General features: G+C 34.8%; 3 protein-coding genes and 1 pseudogene. All 4 read left to right on the forward strand.

The window, feature by feature from the left end:
• Positions 1–1,325 (forward strand): annotated as a pseudogene (locus OZD66_RS02960) (IS4 family transposase); the annotation flags it as partial.
• 157 nt (positions 1,326–1,482) lie between these two features.
• Positions 1,483–3,096, forward strand: a complete 1,614-nt coding sequence (locus tag OZD66_RS02965) for a hypothetical protein (protein ID WP_182367276.1) — start codon at positions 1,483–1,485, stop codon at positions 3,094–3,096.
• Between the two features lie 177 nt (positions 3,097–3,273).
• A complete protein-coding gene (locus tag OZD66_RS02970) occupies positions 3,274–3,621 on the forward strand; it encodes an IS630 transposase-related protein (protein WP_182367274.1) in 348 nt (115 codons plus the stop codon).
• A gap of 167 nt (positions 3,622–3,788) precedes the next feature.
• Positions 3,789–4,124 (forward strand): transposase, encoded by a 336-nt coding sequence (locus OZD66_RS02975; protein ID WP_182367272.1) that lies wholly within the window; start codon positions 3,789–3,791, stop codon positions 4,122–4,124.
• Positions 4,125–4,526: the final 402 nt, after the last annotated feature.

Raw genomic sequence — 4,526 nt, forward strand, 5'->3', positions numbered from 1 at the left:
CGATTAGTAAAGATTGCTGATAGTTTGATAAGTTTACCTGAAAGCTCAATTAATGAGGCATGCGGAAGTTGGTCAGAAGCAAAAGCAGCATACCGTTTTTTTCAAAATGAGAATGTAAAAGAAAGTGATATTTTAGCTACACATATTAATAAGACGGTTGAGAGAACAAAAGCTCACAAGAGGGTTCTTGTCATTCAAGATACCAGTTACATTGTATATAATAACCATAAAAAAACAAGCGGATTAGCAAATTTGTCCAGTTATGATACTGCAAAAGGTGTTATAATGCATACAGCTCTTGCCGTTAGTATAGAAGGTTTGGTACTAGGGATACTAGATCAAAAAGTTTATTCAAGACCTGAAGAAACTGAGAACCTTAAAAAAAAGAGCGATCGCATTGAAGATAAAGAAAGCGTAAAGTGGTTGGAAACTTTAAGAAAAACAAATAATATTATTGATCCAACTCAAACTGAGACTATAACTGTATGCGATAGAGAAGCAGATATATATGACTTTTTTGAGCTTGCACATAATCTTAATTCGGCAGTGCTAGTTAGAGCATGCAGAGATAGAGCAGTAAATAGAAAATCTCGATATCCTGAAAAAGGTGAGCAGAAGTTATGGGCATTTATTAAATCCTCTCATTGTGCAGGTACGGTAGAAGTTGAAGTTCCTGTAAAAGATAATAAGCCAAAAAGAACAGCACGTTTGGAAGTTAGATTTGGAAAGTTTATGATGAATCCATCTAAGAATAATATTAGGCATAAGACGGAAGAACTACCTAAATTACCACTTTATGCAGTTTATGTTGTTGAGAAAACTCCCCTTCCCTTAAAAAAAAAACGCTAGAATGGATGCTATTAACGAATCTTTCAGTTAATACTTTCGATGAAGCTGTTGAAAAAATTAGTTGGTATTGCCTTAGATGGAAAATAGAGATATTACATAAAATTTTAAATCCGGTCTCAAAGTTGAAGAATGTAGGCTTGGAATAGCAGAAAGACTAATGAGATATCTAACAGTTGTGAGTATTATTGCTTGGAGGATCTTCTTTATTACATCAATTGCAAGAGCTAACCCAATATTACCATGTACTACCTTATTAGCTGAAGAAGAATGGAAAGTTTTATACGTTAAAGTACACAGAAAACCATGTCCAAGTGTAGTTCCCAACATAAAAGAAGCTGTTTCATGAACTTGGAGGCCATTTAGCAAGAAAAAATGACCCAGAACCAGGACCTTATGTTCTTTGGAAAGGATATAAACGTCTCTTTGATTTAGCAGAAGGATGGCGACTTGCTCACGAACCTCATATTTGTGGGTAATAGTAAGTTGTTAGCGGGATCTGGAGATACCGCGGCGGTATGACGTAGGGAAATCTTACTTATTATAGCTATAGTTCTACATGAATTACAAAAGTAACATTTACTAGATCTTAATATTTTAGATCTATATTTTAATAAATAATGAGCTGTAATTAGTATGAATAATCCATTTAAAAGTGAGAACTATAAAAAAAATCTCGATTCTCTGATCAAAGCTGTAAACCTAGGAAATGCAGAGAAACAATATAACAAAACGTTAAGGGATTTATCTCATGCATTAGAAGGTTTTACAGGTGAGGCAAAAGGTATAGCTGAGTTTGTTATATATACTGACTTGAACAATTATGTAGAACAGCCATTAGGTCTTTTTAAAACATTAATGAATAGAATTTTGGGAAAAAATTTTCCAACCAAGAACAGTAGTATAAGTAATTTTGTAAATGATGAGTTGTCAAGTTTCACTTTAGAAACAGCAGCTAAGTATACAAGAATTTTAAAAAAAATTGATCTCTTGGAACAATTAGAAAAAGATTTCAGAAAAAATAATATTTTAAAAGATTCTTTAAATTTAGAACAAAGTGAAAAGAGTCAAGGAAAAGATAGATCACACGAAGTGAGTTTGGAAGGTAGAAAGCAAAAGGAAGGTACTTTTGAGCTGCGAAAAGAAGAACAGCCGAAAGAAAAATTAGGTGGTAATCGCGTGAGGCAAATAAAGCGACCAACAACAGCACCTCCGGCTGCTCCAGATTCGAGGAAGGTACGCTTTAAATCAGAAATATCCTCAGATGGAGAAAGCAAGGCAAAGTCTACATCTTCTTTACTAAAAGGAGCTAATAGTTTTAGTATGCCTGATGCTAAGGAAAATCCTTCTGAGGATTCAGGCTATGAAAGTTCATTAGATCAGGGGTCTGAATATGAAGACATATCAAATTATCAAGAGAAAAAGCAAAAGGAAAATCCTTTATATGAGCAGAGAGAAGATTCAGGCTATGGAAGTTCATTCAATGAAGAGTCTGTATACAAAGAGATATCAAATTATCAAGAGAAGAAGAGTAAAATTTTAATAGAAAATTCGCAGAGTTCAAAATCGCCCAAAGAAGAGCCAATTTATGCAACAGTTCCTAAAGAACATATAGAAGCAAAAAGAGAACGTAAGCAGAAACAACAACCTCAATCCCTCGTATCACCAAAACCGCCGCAAGTGCCAAAAAAAATGTTTACTACTGGTCAAGAAGTTAGACAAGAATCGAAAGTGGTAATCAAAGATAAACCTGCAGTACCGCCAAAGCCTAAAAATCTAAGCCGTGCTAATCAAAAAGTAAGCACAGAGTCAAAAGTAGTAGGAGTAATTCTTAAAAAATCAGCTGAAAGAGTACCACTAAAATCTGAAAATCAAGACAATAGGAAATCAGCACAAAAAGCTGCTGGTAAGGCGATACCAAAAGTAGCAGCAGCTACTATGAAAGGAGGAGCTAATCGCGAGATGGGCAGTAAAGTAAAGGCATTAAAAGAAAAATTTGAGCAAAATCAAGCAAAAGGAAATGCTAATGTACAGCTTGCTGAAAGCAAAACCACTCCAGCAGCACAAGCGGATATCGGTGTGAAGAAAAAACAATCTCATTCATTTCTAACAGAGAATAAAAGATCTGCAACGAAACACGTAACAGCAAAATCTGATCCAAAATCTCATGTCAGCAAAAATTCCCTTCTCACGCATGCAAATGTAAAGGAAATGGTTGCACAAATTGAGAAAGGAAAAGGAGGAAGATAGTAACATTTGGGAAAAAACCATATGTGTCAAGTCAAGAGATTGTGAGCAAATTTAGGAAATTATAGCTAAACTGACTTAGATTTACCGACAATTTGAAAAACCGTCATTCCGCTAACTATAGTATTTTCAAAAGCGAATGATAAAGGTATAATATGTTTTTTTAAAGTAGGGAAAGCAATGGTATATAGTGTAGATTTAAGGGAAAAAGCAGTGTCTTTGGTAGAAAAAGGAAAGTCAAAGGTTGAAGTTGCAGAGGTTTTTGAGATAGGGGTAGCAACACTATATAGATGGCTAAAAAAGAAAGCTACTGGCCAAGGTCTCAAAGCGGTAAAAAGTGCTGGTTTTATTCGAAAAATAGATCCAGAAATACTCAAAGAATATGTCAAAAAACACCCAGATCACACACTAGCAGAAATGAAACAAAACCTTGGCTTTGGGATAAGTGCAATTTGGTATAGATTAAGACAGCTAAAAATAACCTTTAAAAAAAGTCACATTCTATCAAGAGCGCAATCAAGAAGATAGGCAGCAATTTATCGATAAAGTCTCAAAAATAGACCACTGTAGCATTTTATATATAGATGAAGCAGGAGTTGATAATAGACTATACCGAGAATATGCACGAGCTCCAAGAGGAGAAAAAATATATGCTGATGTTCCAGGAAAAAAGCGGGAAAGAGTGAGTATAATAGGTGGATGAGAAGTTTATTGCACCAGTGACCTTCACAGGAGGGCATAATAAAGATATATTTAATGTATGGTTAGAGCGAAGATTACTTCCACAATTACAGCGTGATACAACCATAGTTATGGATAATGCTACATTCCATAAAACTCCCAAAACAAAGTCATTAATAGAGTCTTTTGGCTGTCATTTGCTTTATCTTCCAACATATTCACCTGATCTAAATCCGATAGAGCATTGTTGGCACACCATCAAAAGTCGCCTCAGACCTCTAATGCATCAATGTACAGACTTACACCTTTTAGTTGGTAATACCATTTTAGACGTTTATCATTCGTTTTAGAGAATACTATAGTTGAAATAGCGCAGTTACTCACCCCATAAATTTGGTGCTCTCTTTCAATCAAAGGTGTCTTGCTGCTTGAAATGGTTTCTTTGTAAAAATTTGGCTTATCTTTATATCATCTCATTCAAACACCATTAACATAACTTATGCCTTTTTTGGATGTAGAAATTTTCTAGGAATTGTCTTTTTGAATTCTATGGTATTTTGTTTAACATTGAAACAAGAGGCCAGTGTCACGCACTGGCATGACACCCATTTGTTCCTATAGTTGTCTTTTCTCGTCTACCTTATTTTGCCACTCTGCTGAACAGATATAGCACTTCTCATAATAGTCCAAAAAAGGTAAGATATGGATTTATAGTAGTGATGGTAAGCATGCCAGCAGCATATAGTTATGAC

The organism is Wolbachia endosymbiont of Drosophila baimaii (assembly GCF_028982185.1).
Classification (GTDB): Bacteria; Pseudomonadota; Alphaproteobacteria; order Rickettsiales; family Anaplasmataceae; genus Wolbachia; species Wolbachia pipientis.